We start from the raw sequence: 20,997 nt of genomic DNA, 5'->3' as shown, positions 1-20,997 counted from the left end.
ATGAAGATCCTGATCTGCCCGATGAACGGGCCCCGCAATATTAATGAATTCCAGAGCTTCGGCCCTCTGCGCGCCAACCCCGACCCGGATGCAACCAGCGATCAGGACTGGGCACGTCACCTGTTCCGCGCCGACAATTCACGCGGAACGCTGGTGGAATGGTGGCGGCACGTGCCCTCGAACTATTTCTTTCTGGCCGAGCGCAACGCCACCACGAACGAGGTGATCCGCACTTTTGACCCCTCAGAGCTGGAGCAAAGGTGATGGCCCGACTTCCCGCACCCTGGGGCAACAGGATCAACCGAGATGCGCCGGTATCGTTCAGCTTTGAAGGGCAGGCGTTTCAGGGATACGAAGGTGATGCGATCGCCTCGGCTTTGGCCGGGCAGGGAAAGTGGATACTGTCGCGCTCGTTCAAATACCACCGACCGCGCGGTGCGATGTCGATGGCGGGCACCGAGGCCGATACGCTGGTGCAACTGCCCTCGGACCCGAACGTGCAGGCCGACCGGCATCCGATTTCGGCAGGGCTGCAAGTTACGGCGCAGAACGTCAACGGATCACTGGCGCGAGACCGCGACGCATTCATGGACAAGCTGGGGCGATTTATGCCGGTGGGGTTCTATTATCGCACCTTCATGGGTCCGACGCGCAATAGCTGGCTGAAACTGTGGGAGCCGCTGATCCGCAAGAAGGCTGGGCTGGGCGTTCTGGATATCAACGCCCCGCATGAAGACTACGAAAAGGCCAACCTGTTTTGTGACCTGCTGGTCGTCGGCGCGGGGCTGGCCGGGTTGACCGCCGCCATCGAAGCCGCCGAAGTCGGGGCTGACGTCATCCTGGCCGAGCAGGAGCCGGTATTGGGCGGCGCGCTGACCTATGGCCGCGATGTCGACAGGCTGTCCGACCTACTGGCGAAAGTGCAAAGTCTGCCGAACCTTCGCATCATGACCGATACAGTGGTGAACGGCTGGTTCGAGGACAACTGGCTGCCGCTGATCCGGGGCAACAAGCTGTTCAAGACGCGCGCGCGCGAGGTTCTGCTGGCCACCGGCTGCATCGAACAGCCCGCGATCTTCCGAAACAATGACCTGCCGGGCATCTTGCTGGGCACTGGCGCGCAACGGCTTATGCGGCACTATGGTGTGAAACCGGGCAAGCGCGCGGTGGTACTGGCCGCCAATCTCGACGGTTATCGGGTGGCGCTGGATCTGTTGGACGCAGGCGTAGAACTGGCGGCTGTGGTTGATCCGCGCCCCGGCGGCAGCGGCAGTGAGCTTGGCCAGCAACTGGCAACAAGGGGAACGCGTGTCATTCACGGCGCCGTGGGCGAGGCGCGTGGCAAGACCCATGTTACCGGCGTAGAGGTCGGAGGCGACTGGCTGGATTGCGATCTGTTGGTGATTTCGGTCGGCTATGCGCCAATGTGGCAACTGCCCTGTCATGCTGGCGCGAAACTTGGGTACAATGAAACGGCGGCGCGGTTTTCCCTGTCTCTGCCAGACGCTCCGCTGGGCATTGCCGGGGGTGTTGCCGGGGTCTTTGCGCCTGATGCGGTGGTGGCCGATGCGCAACGCGCGGCACAGACGGCGTTGACTCGTCTGGGGCTGCCAACCCGCGACATCGCGCAGGTTGAAGATGTCGAGGCTGCGTTGACGAATTTCGAACCGGCAATCGCCGGGCATCCCAAGGGCAAGGATTTTGTCGACCGGGACGAGGATATTCAGATCAAGGACCTGCAAAACGCGGTTAAGGAAGGCTATCGCGAGCTGGAGCTGATCAAGCGCTTTACCACAGTTGGTATGGGGCCGTCACAAGGGCGGCACTCGGCGCTGGCCACCGCCCGGGTGGTGGCCAAGGCGACCGACCGCACAATCGGGCAGATCGGCGTGACTACCGCCCGTCCGCCCTTTGGCCCCGAAACGCTGGGCGTGCTGTCTGGTCATCATCACCCGGCAGACAGGCGCACCGCGCTGCATCACGAACATATCCGGTTGGGGGCGGACATGCGCCCGGTCGGAGCGTGGTGGCGGCCCTATTTCTACGGCCCCAAACAAGACGCCAAGCGCCTTATCGAAGAAGAGGTGCATGCGGTGCGCAATGGGGTCGGCGTGCTGGATGTTTCAACTCTGGGCGGGCTCGAGGTGCGTGGCCCGGATGCGGGCGAATTCCTCAACCGCATTTACACCATGGCCTATAAAAAGCAGCCTGTGGGCCGTTGCCGGTACTGCCTGATGACAAACGAAATGGGCACGGTGATCGACGATGGCGTGGCGTATCGGCTGGCCGAGGATCTGTTCTATGTCACCGCCACCACCGGGGCCGTGGCGCGGGTTTATTCGGATATGTTGTTCTGGAATGCGCAGTGGCGGTTGGATGTGGATGTGCTGAACGTCACCTCGGCCTTCTCGGGCTTCAACATTACCGGTCCCAAGGCGCGCTCCGTGGTCGAGGCGCTGGACAGCGATATCGATTTCTCGCGCGATAGCTTTGCCTATCTCGACGGGCGCAGCGGCATGGTGGCCGGGGTGCCAGTGCGCGCCATGCGGATTGGGTTCACCGGCGAGTTGAGCTACGAGCTGCACTGCCCCACCAGCTATGCCCACACCCTGTGGGATGCGGTGATGGCGGCGGGTCACGCGCACGAGTTGCGCCCTTACGGGCTGGAAGCCAGCCGGATTCTGCGGTTGGAGAAAGGCCATATCCTGATTGGTCAGGACACCGACGCGCTGACCTCGCCGGATGAGCTGGGGTTCGAATGGGCGATCTCGAAGACCAAGCCGTTTTTCGTGGGCAAGCGCTCAACCGAGATGCGCCGAAACAAAGGCCTGCCGCGCAAGCTGGTCGGGCTGACATTCGACGGGCCAGATGTACCGGGGGAAAGCTGTCTGGTACTGAGGGACGATGTACCGGTGGGGCATGTGACCTCGGTCCTGTGGTCGCCGACGCTGAACACCCATATCGCGCTGGCATATGTGCATGGCGATGACGCTACGCAAGGATCGCAGGTCACGGTGAAGTGCCGCAATGGCAAGCGCGTCGTTACAACTGTGCGCGGCCACACCTTCTTTGATCCTGAAAACAAACGGCAGGAGGTGTGATGATGCGAACCTATCCGCTTGACCCAAAGGGCGCTGCTGAAGGCACACCGCTGGTTTCCGGGCAGATTTTCCTGCAGGACCTGACCCATACGCCGCGTTTTGGCCTCAAGGGCCGAGGCACCGTGGCGTTTTTGCAATCGCGGGGCCTGAAGGTGCCAGACGTCAACGAAACCGCCGATGGCCTTCTGCGTCTGGGTCAGGAAGAGGTGGTGGTACTGGATGCGCCTGCCGACCTGTATGCCCGGTGGCAGGTCGCCGCCACGCCAAAGGGCTATTATTCCTGGCGCGAGGAAACCTGGGCCATGATGCACCTGACCGGCCCGCGCCTGTTCGATCTGCTGGCCAAGATTTGCCCGGTCGACCTGTCGCCCGGTGCCTTTCCAGTGGGAAAGATCGCCCAGACCCGCGTGGGCTATGTCGAGGCAATCACATGGCGCAACGACCGCAAAGGTGTGGGGTTCGATGTCCTTTTCGACGTCGCCGCCACTGCTTTTTTCGCCAACGCGGTAGCCATTGCCAGCGCCGAGTTCCAACCGGAGGTACCCGCATGAAATCCCCCACCGTGATCTTGCACACCGATAACCCCGACGCTGCCCGTGCGGTTCTTGCTGAAGGTCATCCCGATCTGCCGATCCACACCTGCGACAGCTACGAGGCGCTCACGGGTTTGATCGAGGATACAGGGGCTGAAGTTGTCTATTCCGTTCGCTTTGCGGGCACCCCCGGCTTTCCACGCGCAGCACTGGTCGAGAACCCGCAAATCAAATGGGCTTCGGTCGGCGGCTCAGGTACCGATCACCTGAACCCTTGGAACCCTGATGAGGTAACGGTGACAAATGCCGCCGGGGTCGCCGCCGATATGATGGCACAATATGCGCTGGGGGCGATGCTGCATTTCACGCTGGATTTCCCGGGCTTTCGTGCCGCGCAGGCGCGGCGGGACTGGATCGGCGGCAAAGTCGAGCCCATCGACAGCAAGACGGTGCTGATCATCGGCCTTGGCAAAACAGGAGAGGCTGTTGCGGCACGAGCCAAAGCTATGGGGCTGAACACAATCGGTGTACGGGCCCGCCCGAAACCGACCCCCAACGTGGACGAGGTACACGGGATGGAGGCTTTGCCTGATCTCTGGCCACGCGCTGACTTTATCGTCGTTTGCGTACCACTGCTGGACAGCACGCGCGGTCTGGTCGGGGCGGAGGCTTTTGCCGCCATGAAACCGACGACGGTGATAATCGACGTCTCGCGAGGTGGGGTAATTGACGAAGCACCTCTACTGGCCGCGCTGGAACAGAACCGGATCAGAGGCGCGGCGCTGGACGTGTTCGTTACCGAACCGCTGCCTCAGGGGCACAGGTTCTGGGAACTGGACAACGTGATCGTCACACCGCACTGCAGCTCGGTCTATGACGGCTGGGATCTGAAATCGGTCCGCATGTTTTCCGAGAACCTGATGCGCTATCGCAAGGGCGAGGTGCTGAACAACATCGTAAATCCACAACGGGGATACTAGGTCAATGGCACGAGACAGACGCAGCGGCGGGCGACGCGGCAAATCCGGGCGCGCGGCGGCGGGAATCGAACAGCTGCCCTGGCAACAGGTGCGCAACAGCTATCCGCCGTTCGAGCTGTTGAACCCTGAACAGATGGATCAGCTGCATACAACCTCGATGCGCATTCTGTCCGAGGCCGGAATCCGGGTGATGGGCGACAATGTTATGGACATTTTCGAACGCGCGGGGGCCATCGTAGACCGCGACACCAAGACCATCCGTATGGACGAAACCATTGTCGCCGAAGCGTTGAAAACGGTGCCCTCGGAATTCACGCTGACCTCTCGCAACCGCGCGAAACAGATTACGCTGGGCGGCGATCATGTGAATTTTGGTTTGGTTGCCGGGCCGCCGAACGTACATGACTGTATCAATGGCCGCCGTCAGGGTAATTACGATGACTATTGCAACTTCATCCGGTTGGCGCATCACTTCAACGCTATCCATCTGATCGGCAATCAGGTGATGGCCCCGATCGAAATGCCCGCCAACAACCGCCATCTGGACACCTACAACGCCAACCTGAGCTATAGCGACCTGAGCTTTCACTGCACCGCTATCGGGCGCGGGCGGGCGATGGATGGCATCAACATGATGGCGATTTCGCGCGGTCAGAAACCTGAGGACATGCGCGGCGATCCGGGAGTGATCACAATCATTTCGGTGAACTCTCCACGCCTGTTCGACGATGCCATGGGTGACGGCCTGATCGCGATGGCCGAGTATGGTCAACCTGTGACGGTCACGCCATTCACTCTGATGGGGGCAATGACACCGGTCACGCTTCCTGCCGCGCTGGCGCAACAGAACGCCGAGGCGCTGTTCGGTGTGGTGCTGACGCAGTTGGTCAGCCCGGGAGCGCCTGTCATGTATGGCTCATTCACCTCGAATGTGGACATGAAATCCGGGGCTCCGGCCTTTGGCACACCGGAAAATGCCAAGGCGAATATTGTCGGCGGGCAGCTGGCGCGGCGCTATGGCATTCCGTACCGGACATCGAACGCAAATGCATCCAACGTGGTGGATTTGCAGGCGGCATACGAAACGATGATGGCCACATGGGGCGCGGTTCTGGGAGGGGCCAATATCGTCTATCATGCCGCCGGCTGGCTTGAAGGCGGGCTGACCGCATCTTATGAGAAATTCGTCATGGATATCGAGATCATCCAGAACATGATGGAATTCCTAAAGCCGATGAAATTTGACACGGATGAACTGGGCCTGGACACCATCAAATCGGTGCCCACTGGCGGCCATTTCTTTGGCGTCGATCACACGATGGAACGCTATGAGACCGCGTTCTACAAACCGATGCTGTCCGACTGGCAGAACTATGAAAACTGGGAGGCGGCCGGAGCCAAGGACGCCCTGCAACGCGCCACCGAGGTTTGGCAGCAGGCGCTACGCGAGTATCAGATGCCCGAGATGGACCCCTCCGTGCGTGAGGAGCTGGATGCCTATATCGCCAAACGCAAGGAAGAGATCGGCAGCGGCGAACCCTGATGGAATATCGGGGCAGGGGGGTCGACCGCTGCCCCGGTTCGGTTACAGCAGATCGAACAACCGGCCCGGCAGCGCCTCGTGGCGTGGCAGACCCAGCGCCCGCATCATGCAGAACATCATCGCCTGATTTGAGGTCACCACCGGCTTGTCCAGCGTGTCCTCGATCTGCTCGATGGCCTCGACTGCGCGCATGTCGGTGCAGCTGAGCACGACGGCTTGCGCGTCCGGGTGGTCTGCCTCACAGGCGAGGTCGTAAACCTCGTCCGGGGTCAGCTCTCCTTGTCCGTAATTGCCCAGCTCGCGACCAACGTCGGCGCAACGCACGGTTTCGATGTCGTTTGCGGCCATGAAATCCATCGCCTGCGTGTTGATCTCGCCCAGATAGGGCGAGGAAAAGCCCACTTTCGTCACCCCAAGCGCCTGAATGGCAGCGATCAGCGATCCGGCGGCTGTCAGCGATTGCGCTCCCGATCCGGCCTTGATCTGCTGCGCCAGATCGGCGTCGAAAGACGGTCCATGGGTCAGCGTGGCCGAGGTGCAGCCGTACAGCACCACATCTGGCCGCACGCCCGAAATCATCCGCAAATCGTGGCTGATGTCCGAGGCCCCAAGCCCCGCCATCTGGTCAGAACCGGGGATTTCATCGACATCATAACCACCCATGCGCTGGAAATGCACGGTGGTATACGGGCAGCGCATCAAGGCCATATCGGCCTCGAGGTTGGTGTTGGTGAAGGGCACCAGAACGCCGATCTTGGCCCGGGTACGCGTTTCGTGGCTCATGACGTTACCTTTCTCAGAACGGCCAGACAGCGATCCATTACCGGCGTGTCGCAGATCGTGGCGCGCAGGCAGTCGGACAGACCATAGCCGCCCATACCGCGCATCAGCAGTTTCTCGGCCCGTAGCGCGGCGTCGGCATGTTGCGCTTGCTCGGTCGAGGCAAAGCGGATCAGCACGAAATTGGTGTGGCTGTCCGGTACGATCAGCCCCAGATCGCGGCAGTCCTCCGCGAGCCGATCGCGAATGGTTGCCGTTTTCGCGACCACGTCCCGCATATGCGCCTGATCGCGCATCGCCGCCGCTGCCGCAGCCTGCGAGGCAATCGAGATGTTGTTGGGGTTCAACAGCTTGCGCAGCTCTCTGGCGATGTCGGTGGGGAAATAGCCCCACCCGGCGCGCGCCCCGGCAAGCCCGTAAGCCTTGGAGAAGGTGCGGGTGATCACGGTATCCCCCCGATCAGCCAGCGCGAAAATCTCTGCTGGATCGTTGGCTTGGTCGGCGAACTCGGCATAGGCCTGATCGACCACCAGCAGCACGTCGCCGGGTAGCGCGTTGCGCAGGCGCAGGATGTCGGCATTCGGGATCAGGGTGCCGGTGGGATTGCCCGGGTTACAGACAAACACGATACGGGTCGCCGGGGTGACGGCGGCCAGAACCGCGTCGACGGATACGGTCAGATCGACCTCGGGCGCGGCGACGTATTCGGCCTGCGCCTGCGCCGTGGCCGAGGCCACGAAGGCATAGCCATACTGCGTGCCCAGCACGTGATCGCCGGGCCCGGCAAAGGCGCGGATCAGGCAGCCGATCAGCTCCATCGAGCCCGCGCCACACAGCACCCGCGCCGGGTCGACCCCGTGTACCCCGGCAATGGCCGCGCGCATGTCGGGCCATTCGGGATCGGGGTAGAGCGTCAGATCAGCCAGCGCTGCCTGCCCGGCCGCCACGGCGGACGGACTGGCCGGAAAGGCGCTTTCGTTCTGCGCCAGCGAGATGGTGCCTTCACCACCCAGATCGGCCAGCGCATAGGCGCCCATGGCGCCGACATGAGAAACCGGACGGATCATACGTCACCTCCGTAGGCATTGGCGCCCTCGGCGCTGACCAGACCGCGTTTGAGGTCCAGCGCCAGCGCGTCCCGATCACGGTCTGCCGGGTCGCCGAAACCGCCGCCGCCCGGGGTGTCGAAGATCAGGTAATCGCCACCTTCGACCCGCAGCTCTCCCTTGCCGGGAATGTCGCTGTCGCCATCACGGAACCGGATGCGCCCCGGCGCGCCGGGCTGACCGCCCATGCGGCCCAGGGCGGGGAATTTCAGCCGCTCGACCGACAGGAACACGATGAAGGGCGCGCCGTTGGCCGATGTCATCTCGATCCGCTGCCCAAGCCCGCCGCGATACTTGCCCGCGCCACCGGAATCCGCGCGCAGCTCGCGTCGCCAGATGGTCACCGGCGCGACGCTTTCGGTGATCTCCACCTGCGAACCGAACACGCCCGAGGGGTAGGCGGTGGCTGACAGACCATCCGCATGGGGTCGTGCGCCGGTTCCGCCGTTATGCACCGGTTCCACCGCGAATTCCTGCCCGCCATCGCGGGCCACTTCGGGCGCGTGGCGCATCGGCAGGTCGAACATGCAGCTTGCGCCTTCAGCCGGAACTTCATCGGGCAGCGCCTGATGCAGGCAGCCCAGCACCAGATCGGGTGTCACCTGACCCAGCGTGTGCCGCATCGCCACCGGCACCGGGCGCTGCGCATTCAGGATGCAGCCCTTGGGGCCGTCGACGGTGAACGGCTCCAGCGATCCGGCATTGTTGGGAATGTCCGAGCCGACAATGCAGCGCAAGGCAAATACCGTGTAGGCGGTGGCATAGTTCAGCGGCACGTTGATGCCCTTGCGCGAACAACCCGAGGTGCCGGTGAAATCCACATGCATCCTCGATTTACTGACGGTCAGGGTCGCGTGCAGTTCCAGCTCGTTCTCATAGCCGTCCATCTTGAGGGCGTTCTTATAGACCCCCTCGGGCACCTCGGCGATGGCCTCAAGCGTGCCACGGCGCGAAGTGTCGATGATATAGGACCCCAGCGCATCCAGATCGGTCAGGCCGAACTCTTCCATCATCGAAACCAGCCGGTTCACCCCGGCCTCGCAACAGGCGATCAGGGCATAGATGTCGCCCTCGTTGGCGATGGGCTCGCGGCTGTTGGCGCGGATGATGTCCAGCAGCAGCGCGTTGGGGGTACCTTCCTCGACCAGTTTGCAGGGCGGGATCAGCAGCCCCTCGTCATAGATGTCGGACCCTTCGGGCCCCATGCCCAAGCCACCCAGATCGACCAGATGTGAGGTGCATGAGGTGAAGCCCACCACCCTGCCATCCTTGAACGCGGGCATCATCAGCAGAAAGTCGTTCAAATGCCCCGAGGCCAGCCACGGATCGTTGGTCATGTAGATATCGCCCGGTTTCATGGTCTGAACCGGGAAGGCGGCGCGCAGATGCTGCACCGCTTCGGCCATGGTGTTGATATGGCCCGGCGTGCCGGTTACCGCCTGTGCCAGCATCCGGCCGTTGACGTCGAAGATCCCGGCGGAGATATCGCCGCATTCGCGCACGATGGGCGAAAAGGCGGCGCGGATCAGGGTTTGGCCTTGTTCTTCGACCACTGCCAGCAAACGGTTCCACATCACTTGTAGGCGGGCGGGGGAAAGATCGGTCGCCATCATGCGCCTCCTTTCTGGTCCTGAACCAGGACGAGGTTTCCTATGGCGTCCACATGGGCCGAGAAATCAGTCGAGACCAGCGTGGTGGTCTGCGGCTCGTGGATCAGCGCCGGGCCGCGCACATGGTCGCCGGACTTCAGATCGGCCCGCGCCACGAAGGCGGCCTGTTTCAGCGCGCCGTCCACATCGCAGGTGATCGGGCGAGTGTCGGATGCGGTGAAGGTCGTCAATGCAGGTGAAGCGGGCACTGGTGGCACGGCGCTGTCAAGGGTCGCGACGCGCACCGCCCAGTTGAGAATCTCAATCTGCATCCCCGGCACCGGGCGTGAGAACTGCTTGCGATATTCTTCCTCAAAGGCGGTGGTCAGCGGTGCAATATCGTCTGCCGTCAGATGCCGGTCGGGCAGAGTGATCTCGATCTCGTGGCCCTGACCGTTGTAGCGCATGAAGGCGGTGCGGTGGGTTTCGGTCGGGGCATCGCCCGCGCCCTGGGCAACCACGCCTTTGGCTTCGGAAATCATTGCGTCGAACAGAGCGTTGATCTCATCCATGTCCATGCTGTCCAACAGCGAATAGCGCGAGCGGACGATTTCGAACGACACGGGTGCGAACAGGAAGCCCACGGCAGACCCCACGCCCGGATTGGGCGGGATTACAATGCGGCTGACCCCGGCGGATCGTGCCACCCGGCTGGCATGTAACGGCCCGTTGCCGCCAAAGGCAATCATCGTGCGCGGTCCAAGATCCTTGCCCGATTCCACCGCGTGCATCCGGCCCGCGCTGGCCATGCTTTCGTCGACGATGCGGCTGACGCCGTCGGCTGAGCCAACGGCATCGAGATCTAGTTTCGACCCGATCACCCGGCTCAGCGACTGTTTGGAGCCTTCGGGGTCCAGCTCGATATGCCCCTCGGCAAATGTGTCGGGCACGATGTAGCCCAGCGTAATGTCGCTGTCTGTCACCGTGGGCTCGGTGCCGCCGCGCATGAAGGCCACGGGTCCGGGTTCAGACCCCGCCGATTTCGGACCCACGGTCAGGCGTCCCAACCGATCCACCCCGGCGATGGAGCCACCGCCCGCGCCGATCTCGATCATCTCGATCACCGGGATGCGCACTGGCATGCCCGAGCCCTTTATGAACCGCGCGGCGCGGGCGATCTCGAACTGGCGCGAGGTCTGCGGGCGGGCCTTGTCGATCAGGCACAGCTTAGCGGTGGTGCCGCCAACGTCAAAGGACAGCACCTGATCCAGCCCGGTGCGGGCGGCGATGCGGGCGGCCAGAATGGCCCCTCCGGCGGGGCCGGATTCCACCAGCCGGATCGGAAAACGCGCGGCGGTGCGCACGGTGCACATGCCGCCGCCTGCCGTCATCATCAGGATCGGACAGGTCACGCCCTCGGCCTCGAACCGGTCGACGAAACGGGTCAGATAGGTCTGCATCAGCGGCTGGATATATGCGTTGGCGACGGTGGTGCACAGCCGGTCGAACTCGCGCGCCTCGGGGCTGACCTCGGACGAGATCGAGACGGTCAGATCGGGGCGCTTTTCGGCCAGCACATCGCGCAGGCGGCGTTCATGGGCGGGGTTGGCATAAGCGTGCATCAGGCAGATCGCTATGGCCTCTGCGCCGCTCGCGTCGATATCGGCCAGCAGTGCGTCGATGGCCGAGTCTTCGAGCTCGATCAATACCTGACCACCCGCCGACATGCGTTCGCGCACGGTCAGAGCACGCTCGCGCGGCACCAGCAGGTCAGGCTTCTCGAGGTTGATATCGTATTGCGAATAACGCCGCTCATACGCGATTTCCAGGATGTCGCGAAAGCCTTCGGTGGTCACCGTCGCCACTACCGCGCCGCGACGTTCGATCAGCGCATTGGTCGCCAGGGTGGTGCCGTGGATAAAGCCGGTCACCTGATCCAGCGTCCGGCCCGATTGCTGCATTACTCGCGCGGCCCCTTCCATGGCGCCGTCGGCAGGGTTCTGATGGGTGGTCAGGGTCTTGGTGGAGGCTAGGATTGTCTCTTCGCCAGAGACAAGGACCGTATCGGTAAAGGTGCCGCCAATATCGATGGCCAGGCGCAGCGTTTGAGTTGTCATGAGGTTTTCCGAAATTTCTGTAATCGCAGCGTGAAGCAAAAGGCCCGAGGCCCTGCTTTATGCAAGGATCACAAGATCACAGCCGGTTGCGCGGCGGTCCGTAGGATTCGGAATATCAGTCTGTGCCATGGGCGAAATGTGCAGTTTCAAGATAGCGGCAGCAAGCTGGATTGCGACAGAAAGGCCTGCAAGCGACATCTATCGTCTCTGCAGGCCAGAAATCTGCCGACTCGGGCCACCAGACGGAGAGCGGGCGATCAGGCAAGCCACCAGCGTTCGGGAGCCTTGGCACCATCCATTTCCCAATTCGCGGCGATCTCGCCCTGGGCGACGGTTTTGGCAACACCCATGATATGATTGGCGAACATCGGAACGATCGCACCACCGTCATCATGAACCAATGTCTGCGCCTCGGCATACAGTGTGCGGCGTTTGGCGTCGTCCAGCTCTGCACGGGCCTCGACCACGATGGCGTTGAAGCGATCGGCGGCTTCGCCTGTGCGCCAGGCGGTCTCGTTCAATTTGGTGTCGTTGGTATAGGCCGAAGCAAACATCCAGTCCTCAGTCGGGCGGCACGACCAGTACGAGAATGACCAGGGTTTCTTGTTCCAGACATTCGACCAGTAGCCATCCGAGGGTTCTCGAACCACTTCGATCCCAAGACCCTTTCCACTAAAAACCCTGTGCGTTTCACGTCCTCGCGGCGCCATGGAAGTTCTCAGCTTCCGTGTTTGCAGCGCGAAGCATGAAGGCGTGTTCTGAAGCCACGAAGATCATGGTCACCCCATAGTCGCGCAGCTTGAGTCCGGCTTCTGCGCTGGCTGCAAAGGTCATCAGCGTCTTGCCATGTGCTTTGGCTGCATCGCCCGAGCGTCGCATTGCATCAAGAACCTGTGGGTCGGACTGATCAGTCACGCCGTAGCACACCGCAAGATCCGCAGGTCCTACAAAAATCCCGTCGATGCCCTCGGTCGCGGCGATATCATCAACTTCTGCGACGCCTTCTGGTTCTTCGATTTGGGCAATGATAATCGTCTCCTCTTCGCTTTGCTTGAGGACATCAGCCATGGATCGGGTCGCAAACCCTGCCCACCGGGTTGATCCGGCATAGCCGCGACCACCATGGCCAAAACGACCCTCGCGCGCAATGCGACGGGCCTTTTCGGCGCTGTCAACATGCGGCACAACAATACCTGTCGCGCCACTGTCGAGCGCCTTGAGAATTTCGTCCGCAGACCCAGTCGGCACCCGCACCAACGTCGGCAACCCCAGAGCCCGGGCGACGGCGAGGCAAACATCCAACCGACCCCGGTCAAAGGGTGCGTGTTCCGCATCCAGGCACAAGAAGTCCAGTTTTGACTTGGCAATTATCTCGACCAGTTCATGGGCTGGTGTCTTGAGAAACGTTCCGACGAGAGGCTCGCCAGAAAGCATGCGTTGTTTGAAATTCATGGGAAAGTCCTGACGGTTTTGTTTGGGCGGCACATGGCAATTGGCAGCCAAGCGGTTTGGAAACATCGGCTATAGCGTAGAGCATTGAAGTTGGCAGGGCCAGACTATCGAACAGTCGTTATTGCGTTTTCACCCGAAACGCTGTTCTTGTCGGGACTTGCCGTTAGTGTTGGCAGGCGCAACTCTGAAAAGGTGTTCTCATGGTATTCGATATCCGTTCCAAAGGCTTCACAGATCTGGTGCACTCTGACGCTCAACTGGAAGAAATCGCTAGCGGTCTGGGGTTTACCGAAGGGCCAATATGGCACCCCGAAGAGCATTGGCTAGTATTCTCGGACATTCAGGAGAGCCATCAATACAAGTGGAGCGAGGGTGAAGGAGTTCGCGTTTTTCGCACCCCATCCAACCAAGCGAACGGAAATTGCTTCGACAAAAGCGGGGCAGTGATCTCTTGCGAGCACGCCAGTTCGCATTTGGTACGCCATGATCACGGCGGCAAGCGGGTTACTTCGATCGCCACGCATTTTGATGGCAAAGAACTCAACAGCCCCAACGATGTTATCTGCGACTCGCACGGTCGGATTTGGTTCACTGATCCCAGTTTTGGTCGTATCCGAGAGGATCTTGGCATTCTGAGAGAGCAGGAACTGCCGGTGCAAGGCGTGTTCCGGCTGGATCCCGACGGCACGTTACACCTTGTCGCGGATGATTTTCAGCAACCCAACGGGTTGTGTTTGTCAGCTGACGAAACAAGGCTGTTTGTCAATGACAGTTGGGGTGGCCATATCCGCATCTTTGATGTCGCCGCTGATGGCTCACTGACCGGTGGGGTGGTCTGGGCCGATGTTGTTGGCGATGGGGAAGGGGTACCGGACGGTATGAAGTGCACCCGCGACGGCCAGATTTTGTGCAATGGTCCCGGCGGTGTACATCTGTTTGATGCCCAAGCGCACTGCCTTGGTGTCATTCTGACGCCGCAGAAATCTACCAACTTCTGCTTTGGTGGGGCCGGGTTCAGCATGCTGTACATCACTGCCTGCACGTCCGTTTACCGTATTCCGACCAACATGACGGGTCTGGCCATGATCTAAAGGCCCACTCGCGCCATGCGGTCCAGAATATCGACACCCTGTTGCTTCCAGAAATGAAGCAGATCGATGAAAATCCAGTTCTCGGCCAGTTTATCACCTTTGCGACGATAAATGTCTATCACCCGGAACTCACCGGCTTTGTCAGTGGCAGGCATCCCCATGAACCCGCCGGTTGGTCGGGCGGTAAAGTTCGGCCAGCCAAAAAAGCCGCCATAGTGGCCCTCGGCCATGCGGCAGATATGGTTGGTTTTTGACCGGTCGGCAAACCCAGCACGGAACGGGCCAGCGTGTTGTTTGGCGTAACGTTCGATTGTGTAGGTCGCACCGATACCGGATGGCCCCCACCAGATCATGTCTTCGCACCATGTGCGGCGCAACTCATCTTCAAGGCTGAGCCCGCTGTCCCACCGCCCAAGATCGGAGATCATCGCGTTGATAGCGGCCAATGTCTTTTGGCCGTCTTCGGCGGGTTGAGGCGTGAACATCAGGCCGTCATGGGTCATGGGCCCGGGCTGGACAAGTTGTGCGGCGGTCTGCGGCGGGAAGGGCTGCAACCCGGCCTGAATCATGAAATGCGGGATGTCGAAATACATCGCGGTTTCGACAATCTTACCGTGCTCAATCCTGTTGAACTCGCAATAGCGCAGCAAGGCCATTTTTCCGGTTGGCGCAATGCCCAGCCAGTCCTTGTCGAACAGCCCCATGAGATGGCCCATCGAAACAACCCAGACTGAATTGAACCCGTCGATTTCATTTTGACCAGCCATGAACACGTCCATCCGACGCTGCAAGTTAGTTAGGCTGTGATTCAGCGGCTGCCAGAATTTTTGCGCCACGTTGCTAGCGCCACGCAGCTCGTTGAACGGGTGAAAGCCGCGCCACAGGAGGTCCTCGGCGCTATACTCAGCGATTACATCAGAGTGGGCTGATTCCTCTGCATCGCTCAGAGCTTTGTAGAAGTTCAGGACAATTTCTTTCTCAGCTTCGTAAGACATATCTTTTACTTTCAATGCTTTGCCCGGAGGGAAGCGTCAGTCTTTAGCAAGATTGCGGGCGCTTTTGCATTCGCTTGCAAAAAATACTTGCCAGATGTTCCTTTGGATGTCTATGCTTTTGCAAACGTATGCACTCAGGTGCAACTGGGAGGACAGTATGGCCGAGATTCAACTGCGCAATGTTGGAAAACGTTGGGGTTCGTTTGTTGGAGTGGACAATTTCGACCTGACAATATCCGACAAGGAATTTCTGGTGCTTCTCGGCCCGTCGGGTTGTGGCAAGACCACGACGATGCGCATGATCGCAGGTTTGGAAGACGCAAGCGAGGGTGATATTCTGATCGACGGTACCCGCGTCAACGATATGGAGCCAAAAGACCGCGACGTCGCGATGGTGTTCCAGTCTTACGCATTGTATCCGAACATGAACGTCTACGAGAACATTCGTTTCCCGCTGAGGGTACGTGGTATCGACGCTTCCACCCATGACGAAAAAGTGCGCCGTGCGTCGGCGATGGTAGAGTTGGACGACTTTCTGCATCGTAAGCCGGCAGAGCTGTCAGGTGGGCAACGTCAACGGGTGGCTCTGGCGCGTGCGATTGTACGCGAGCCCAACGTGTTCCTGATGGATGAGCCGTTGTCCAACCTTGACGCAAAACTGCGTGTTTCGACACGCGCGCAGATCAAGAACCTCAGCCATGAACTAGCCGTGACTACGATTTATGTGACACATGACCAGATCGAGGCGATGACACTGGCCGATCGCGTGGTGATCATGAAGCAGGGTGTTGTCCAACAGGTTGGCTCTCCGACGGCGATCTACGACGAGCCTGCGAACACGTTTGTCGCCAGCTTTATCGGCAACCCGGCGATGAACCTGGTTGATGGCGATGTTCAGGGCGGTGTGTTCCGCGCGCAGAATACCGAAGTGCATGGTCTGAATGCTCCGGATGGCCCAATAACTTTGGGTTTCCGCGCCGAGGACGCCAATGTCGTAGAAAGCGGGGGCGAGATTAACGCGCCCATCTATACGCAGGAATTGCTGGGCGACAGCACCATGGTCTCGGTTCGGATCGGCGGAGCGCTGGTCTCGGTCAAGGCCGACAAAACCTATCGTGCAGAAATCGACGATCAGGTGTCGATTCATATCCATACCGATCACTGCCACCTATTCGATGCGCAAACCGGCGCGCGCCTTGAGATCTGAGAGACGAAAACCAATCCCGCAATGACGGGACAATCTCGGGTGCAGGCTTCGAAGATGCACCCAATCACCTAGGGAGGAATCAAAAATGTTTCTAAAGAAAATCGCATTGGCCGGGTCACTGACCGCCTTTGCTGCGAGCGCGGGTTATGCCTGCGAGATCACGGATCGGGTCAACATCGTCGGCAACGAATTTGCCGCCATTCAGGCTGTGGCCGCTGCCGCAAAGGAATGCACGGGCGCATCTGTTGAATCCAACCTGACATCCGAACACCAAACCATCAACGTGGCCGGTCTGTCGGGCAATCCGTCGGAATACACCTCAGCCATCATCGCCAACAGCTCGATTGTGGCGTTGATGAATGAAGACGTTATCCGACCGCTCAATGACCTGGTCGAAAAACATGGTCAGAACCTGCAGCCGGGACAGTTAATCAAGATCGGCGATGACATCATGGCCATCGCCTTCATGGCCAACGCTCAGCACCTGATGTACCGCAAGGACGTTCTGGAACAGGCAGGCGTCGAAGTGCCGACCACGTATGAAGAACTGCTCGAAGCGGCCGAAGCCATTCGCGCGCAGGGCATAATGCAAAACCCGGTTGGCGGTGCTTATGCTGCGGGATGGAATCTGGCGCAGGAATTCAACAACATGTTCCTTGGCTATGGAGGTACTCATTTCAAGCCCGGCAGCGCAGAGCCCAACGTCAATACCGAGGCCGGTGTCAAAGCGCTGAACATGATGAAGGCTTTGTCCGAGTATATGAACCCCGACTTTCTGACCCATGATTCCAATGCCACCAACGCGGAATACCGCGCGGGCAATGTGGCGATCATGAATATGTGGGGGTCACGGGCGTCACAGCAGACCACAACCGAAGGTGTCTTGCAGGAAGTAATCGATGGCCATGCCATTGCAGCGCCGCTGACCGTGGGTGGCGGCACGACTCCGGCCTCGACCCTTTGGTGGGATGGATGGACCGTCGGCAAGAACATCTCAGATGAAGAGGCTGAGGCGACTTTTGTCGCGATGACGCATGGCGTCCGCCCCGAAATGTTGAACGATGAAACCACGCCGCTGGCAGTCTGGTTGATCGAAGGGTACGAACCTGCAGACGACGCGCAGGGTGTATTTGACGCTGCCAAAATGGGCACGACTCCTTATCCGATGCTGCCCTACATGGGTTTGATGCACAGTGCACTCGGCAATGAACTTGCCGATTTCATGCAGGGCAAGGAAAGCGCTGAACAGGCGCTGGCCGATGTCGAGGCCGCCTATCGCGCCGCGGCAATCGAACAGGGCTTCCTACAGTAAAACGCCCCTCGCGGGTGCCCAATTTGGGCACCCGCCCAATCAAGCCGACACGGGAATTGCGACATGCGCCATAAGACATTTCTTTGGTTTTTCCTGCCCACAGGACTTGCAATGCTGCTGTTCATTGCAATGCCCATCGTCTCGGTGGTGATCCAATCCATTTATGCCCCACACCCGGCGGTTCTGGTGGAAGTCGAAAACTGTACTCCGCTTGTCGGGTGCACAACCGAGACCACCATCGATCAGGAAGCCACCGCAGCGCTTCGTGCCGAACAACCATTGGGCAGATTTGTCGGGCTGGATATCTACTTTGATCGCGGCCACCTGGCGATACAGGAGGTTGGCGAAATCTGGGCGGCGAGTGACACGTGGGGTGACCTTTTCTCAGAGGTCGGAAACTTGCCCTTCTATCGGGCCATGGCCTTTACGCTGACCTTCACATTCATTGTGACACCCCTCACGATCATTCTGGGGCTGGTGATTGCGCTGGCGGTCAACTCACTGCACCGGCACCTCAAGGGTTTGATGATCTTCTTCTCGCTCTTGCCCATGATTGTGACACCGCTGATCGGCTCGCTCATTCTGTTTTGGATGATTGACAGTCGTGGCGTCATCGGCAACGCCCTTGTAAACTTGGCCGGAGATCCGGATTTCAGTCTAAAGGCTTCGACCGGGCTGATGTGGGTGGCGCTGATGGTTTATGGCGTCTGGAGTTCGGCCCCCTTTGCCTTCGTGGTATTCTATGCCGGTTTGCAAACTTTGCCCAAAGATCAGATCGAGGCGGCCCAGATCGATGGGGCAACCCGCTGGCAACAGGTCAAATTCGTGGTTGTTCCCCATCTCATGCCACTGGTTACGTTTGTTGCGCTGATCCAGTTGATGGATAATTTCAAGGTGTTCGAACCGATTATCGGCTTCAGCGCCGGTGCCCATGCGCAATCGCTCAGCACTTTCATCTTCAACGACCTCGGCGGTGAAACGCGACAGCTGTCCTCTGCGGCCGCTACGTCTGTGATCACGATTATCGGGGTCGCCATTCTGTTGTCGCCCGTGCTTGTCCGCACCTGGCGTGACTTCAAAGGAGCAAGATAACATGGCCAGCCGTGCGCAAAGAATGCCCAAAAGCCTTCGGATTGCTTCGTCGCTTTTTGTGATCCTTTGGTTCATCCTGGCCGCTTTCCCGTTCCTCTGGACGGTTTGGGGGTCGTTCAAGGTAGAGCTGGATTTCTTCTCGATCGCCGATTGGACCAACGCCTTAACCGGCGCGCGGACCGAGGCAGTTTATGGCTCACCCTTTACCACCACCGGTTACGAAGGGGCTTGGATTCAGGAAGAATTTTGGCGGAATGTTCTGAACACGGGGATCGTTTGCGTCTTTGTGGTCGCCATCTCGCTGACCATCGGAACGCTGGGGGGCTATGCGCTTTCGCGGTCGAGCTATAACTACACATTCTGGCTTTTGATCACGGCGCTGATCTTCCGCGCGATGCCGCCGATCACGTTGGTTTCGGGTTATCTGTTGCCCTTCTTTGAATGGAATATCTGGGGGATACTGCCGACGACAATTATCGTACTTGTCGCGATCAACCAGCCGTTCACCCTGTGGATGCTACACGCCTTCTTCAAGAACATCCCCAGCGAGCTTGACGAAAGCGCAAAGGTCGACGGCTGCAACCAGTTTCAGGCCTTCCGCCGCGTGATCATTCCGGTGATGTGGCCGGGTGTGATCACCACGGGGCTGTTCTCGTTTCTTCTGGCCTATAACGACTTTGCCGTTGGGGCGATGCTGCTGTCAGAAAGCAACCGCACAATGGTTCCAGCCATCGCCGCGTTCCTTGGTACAACGCAAACCGAGGGCAACGTAATGTTCGCCGTTGCGGCCGTGGTTTCTGCGACGGTTCCGCTGTTCATCTTGGTGATGTTCTTCCAGCGTCAGATTGTGGGCGGTTTGACCGCCGGGGCTGTGAAAGGCTGACGCTGATGGGACGCACGCATCCTCAGTCCGTATTTGCCCATGCGCACGCAGCCAGCCTGAATATGGCTGCGTGCCGGGCAAGGCGACCAGGGCGAATTCCTTTTGCTTTGATGCGCGCAGGGCCTTGCGGGGCGTTTCTCCGCAGACGCCTTGAACAGATCCTATAGAGACAAAGTTAATGGAACGCCTCGACCGTAAACCCTTTCTGAATTTCATCGCCGCGCAACGCCATCCAGGCAATTTCCGGCCAGCCTATGAGGGATTCTTCGCCCCCGGTGCACATGTCAACGTGGTGCATCCTTTCAACGAGGTCGCGGGTGGCCTCGGGCTGCACGATCACGTCATCGCCCCGCTCGCAGCCTCCTTCGATGGGCTTTTTCGGCGCGATGATATCGTCATGGCCGGTGTATTTGAAGGACAGGGCTGGATCAGCGCCACCGGCTATTTCGTCGGTCGGTTCTCGCGCGACTGGCTTGGTATCCGCGCCACAGGTGAGCTTGCCTATCTGCGCTTCGGCGAGTTCCACCGCATGCAGGATGGCAAGGCGGTGGAGAGCTATATCTTCTTCGATATCCCAGAACTGATGCTGGCTGCAGGGCAATGGCCGATCACCGATAGCCCGGGCAAGACCCGTGGCTTCACCGGGATGATTCAGGGTCCAGCAAGCCATGATGGCATCTTGACCACGCCGCAAGACCCAGTCGAGGGGGCCAAGAGCTATTGTATGGTCACAGAAATGCTGGCCAAGCTTGCCACCAAGAACGAGGCCTGGCGCCCGTTCTGGCATGACAACATGGTCTGGTACGGCCCCGGCGCCTTCGGTTCTTTCGTCGGGCTCGAGAGTTTTGCAAGCTTCCAGGTGCCTTTCGAGGCCACCTTCGAAGGTTGGTCCGGAGGTAGTGCGGGAAATGGCATGACTGCGCATTTCACCCGCTTCGGCGAAGGCAATTACGTATGCTCGGGTGGCTGGCCTTCCTTGACTGGTGTCCAGGTGAAACCCTTCCTCGACCAGCCCGCAAGCGGAAAACGCGTCTTCATGCGGGTCTGCGACTGGTGGCGTCGAGAGGACGATCTGTTGGTCGAAAACTGGGTTTTCGTCGACATCCCGCATGTGTTGTTGCAGCTGGGATATGACCTTTTTGCCGACATCGCCGAGCAAGCCGCATGAGCAGCTCTGCAAGACATAACGCCGTTGGCCGCCACCCGGCGCTCAACC

Annotated in this window: 18 protein-coding genes; 11 read left to right on the top strand and 7 right to left on the bottom strand. The window is 59.9% G+C overall.

What is annotated here, in order from left to right; translation table 11 throughout:
• Genes ACR0BI_RS10155 through ACR0BI_RS10135 form a run of 5 tightly spaced genes read left to right on the top strand, consistent with a single transcriptional unit; the run spans position 1 to position 6,157 of the window.
• Positions 1 to 264, top strand: coding sequence for a sarcosine oxidase subunit delta (locus tag ACR0BI_RS10155; RefSeq protein ID WP_170407402.1), 264 nt, complete (start codon positions 1 to 3; stop codon positions 262 to 264).
• On the top strand, positions 264 to 3,101 hold the full coding sequence (locus ACR0BI_RS10150; RefSeq protein ID WP_480562155.1) for a 2Fe-2S iron-sulfur cluster-binding protein: 2,838 nt from the start codon (positions 264 to 266) through the stop codon (positions 3,099 to 3,101). Before ACR0BI_RS10155 ends, ACR0BI_RS10150 begins: the two co-directional genes overlap by 1 nt.
• A gap of 2 nt (positions 3,102 to 3,103) precedes the next feature.
• Positions 3,104 to 3,652 (top strand): aminomethyltransferase family protein, encoded by a 549-nt coding sequence (locus ACR0BI_RS10145; RefSeq protein WP_170423139.1) that lies wholly within the window; start codon positions 3,104 to 3,106, stop codon positions 3,650 to 3,652.
• Positions 3,649 to 4,614 (top strand): D-2-hydroxyacid dehydrogenase, encoded by a 966-nt coding sequence (locus tag ACR0BI_RS10140; protein WP_170407393.1) that lies wholly within the window; start codon positions 3,649 to 3,651, stop codon positions 4,612 to 4,614. The genes ACR0BI_RS10145 and ACR0BI_RS10140 overlap by 4 nt, the downstream gene beginning before the upstream one ends.
• Positions 4,615 to 4,618: 4 nt before the next feature.
• Positions 4,619 to 6,157, top strand: coding sequence for a trimethylamine methyltransferase family protein (locus ACR0BI_RS10135; protein ID WP_170407390.1), 1,539 nt, complete (start codon positions 4,619 to 4,621; stop codon positions 6,155 to 6,157).
• A 42-nt stretch (positions 6,158 to 6,199) separates the two neighbouring features.
• Here the strand turns inward: ACR0BI_RS10135 and ACR0BI_RS10130 are convergent, their stop codons facing one another.
• The 6 genes from ACR0BI_RS10130 to ACR0BI_RS10105 form a co-directional block, all read right to left on the bottom strand.
• Complete coding sequence (locus ACR0BI_RS10130) at positions 6,200 to 6,940, bottom strand: maleate cis-trans isomerase family protein (protein WP_480562158.1); 741 nt, start codon at positions 6,938 to 6,940, stop codon at positions 6,200 to 6,202.
• Positions 6,937 to 8,004 (bottom strand): pyridoxal phosphate-dependent aminotransferase, encoded by a 1,068-nt coding sequence (locus ACR0BI_RS10125; RefSeq protein ID WP_480562160.1) that lies wholly within the window; start codon positions 8,002 to 8,004, stop codon positions 6,937 to 6,939. The genes ACR0BI_RS10130 and ACR0BI_RS10125 overlap by 4 nt, the downstream gene beginning before the upstream one ends.
• Positions 8,001 to 9,653, bottom strand: a complete 1,653-nt coding sequence (locus ACR0BI_RS10120; protein ID WP_480562162.1) for a hydantoinase B/oxoprolinase family protein — start codon at positions 9,651 to 9,653, stop codon at positions 8,001 to 8,003. The genes ACR0BI_RS10125 and ACR0BI_RS10120 overlap by 4 nt, the downstream gene beginning before the upstream one ends.
• The gene (locus tag ACR0BI_RS10115) at positions 9,653 to 11,749 is read right to left on the bottom strand and encodes a hydantoinase/oxoprolinase family protein (protein WP_480562164.1); all 2,097 of its coding nucleotides are present in this window, start codon (positions 11,747 to 11,749) and stop codon (positions 9,653 to 9,655) included. Before ACR0BI_RS10115 ends, ACR0BI_RS10120 begins: the two co-directional genes overlap by 1 nt.
• Positions 11,750 to 12,006: 257 nt before the next feature.
• Positions 12,007 to 12,459: a hypothetical protein gene (locus ACR0BI_RS10110; RefSeq protein WP_480562166.1), complete on the bottom strand. Its 453-nt coding sequence runs from the start codon at positions 12,457 to 12,459 to the stop codon at positions 12,007 to 12,009.
• On the bottom strand, positions 12,440 to 13,201 hold the full coding sequence (locus tag ACR0BI_RS10105) for an aldolase/citrate lyase family protein (RefSeq protein ID WP_170394103.1): 762 nt from the start codon (positions 13,199 to 13,201) through the stop codon (positions 12,440 to 12,442). Before ACR0BI_RS10105 ends, ACR0BI_RS10110 begins: the two co-directional genes overlap by 20 nt.
• Positions 13,202 to 13,401: 200 nt before the next feature.
• Between ACR0BI_RS10105 and ACR0BI_RS10100 the strand changes: the two genes are divergently transcribed.
• Complete coding sequence (locus tag ACR0BI_RS10100; protein ID WP_170394101.1) at positions 13,402 to 14,292, top strand: SMP-30/gluconolactonase/LRE family protein; 891 nt, start codon at positions 13,402 to 13,404, stop codon at positions 14,290 to 14,292.
• Here the strand turns inward: ACR0BI_RS10100 and ACR0BI_RS10095 are convergent.
• The gene (locus ACR0BI_RS10095; protein WP_480562168.1) at positions 14,289 to 15,287 is read right to left on the bottom strand and encodes a nuclear transport factor 2 family protein; all 999 of its coding nucleotides are present in this window, start codon (positions 15,285 to 15,287) and stop codon (positions 14,289 to 14,291) included. The two genes, ACR0BI_RS10100 and ACR0BI_RS10095, sit on opposite strands and share 4 nt — an antisense overlap.
• Positions 15,288 to 15,444: 157 nt before the next feature.
• On the opposite strand from ACR0BI_RS10095, the gene ACR0BI_RS10090 reads away from it, so the two are divergent.
• From ACR0BI_RS10090 to ACR0BI_RS10070, 5 genes are all read left to right on the top strand, one after another.
• A complete protein-coding gene (locus tag ACR0BI_RS10090) occupies positions 15,445 to 16,494 on the top strand; it encodes an ABC transporter ATP-binding protein (protein ID WP_170394099.1) in 1,050 nt (349 codons plus the stop codon).
• A gap of 85 nt (positions 16,495 to 16,579) precedes the next feature.
• The gene (locus ACR0BI_RS10085) at positions 16,580 to 17,806 is read left to right on the top strand and encodes an extracellular solute-binding protein (RefSeq protein ID WP_170394097.1); all 1,227 of its coding nucleotides are present in this window, start codon (positions 16,580 to 16,582) and stop codon (positions 17,804 to 17,806) included.
• A gap of 63 nt (positions 17,807 to 17,869) precedes the next feature.
• Positions 17,870 to 18,898: a carbohydrate ABC transporter permease gene (locus ACR0BI_RS10080; protein ID WP_170394095.1), complete on the top strand. Its 1,029-nt coding sequence runs from the start codon at positions 17,870 to 17,872 to the stop codon at positions 18,896 to 18,898.
• Between the two features lies 1 nt (position 18,899).
• Positions 18,900 to 19,781 (top strand): carbohydrate ABC transporter permease, encoded by an 882-nt coding sequence (locus ACR0BI_RS10075; protein WP_170394093.1) that lies wholly within the window; start codon positions 18,900 to 18,902, stop codon positions 19,779 to 19,781.
• A 178-nt stretch (positions 19,782 to 19,959) separates the two neighbouring features.
• Positions 19,960 to 20,949, top strand: a complete 990-nt coding sequence (locus ACR0BI_RS10070) for a nuclear transport factor 2 family protein (RefSeq protein ID WP_480562170.1) — start codon at positions 19,960 to 19,962, stop codon at positions 20,947 to 20,949.
• Positions 20,950 to 20,997: the final 48 nt, after the last annotated feature.

This window comes from Ruegeria sp. E5, from assembly GCF_056534105.1.
The sequence above is the reverse complement of the archived record's forward strand: the minus strand, read 5'-3'. Positions and strand labels throughout refer to the sequence as shown.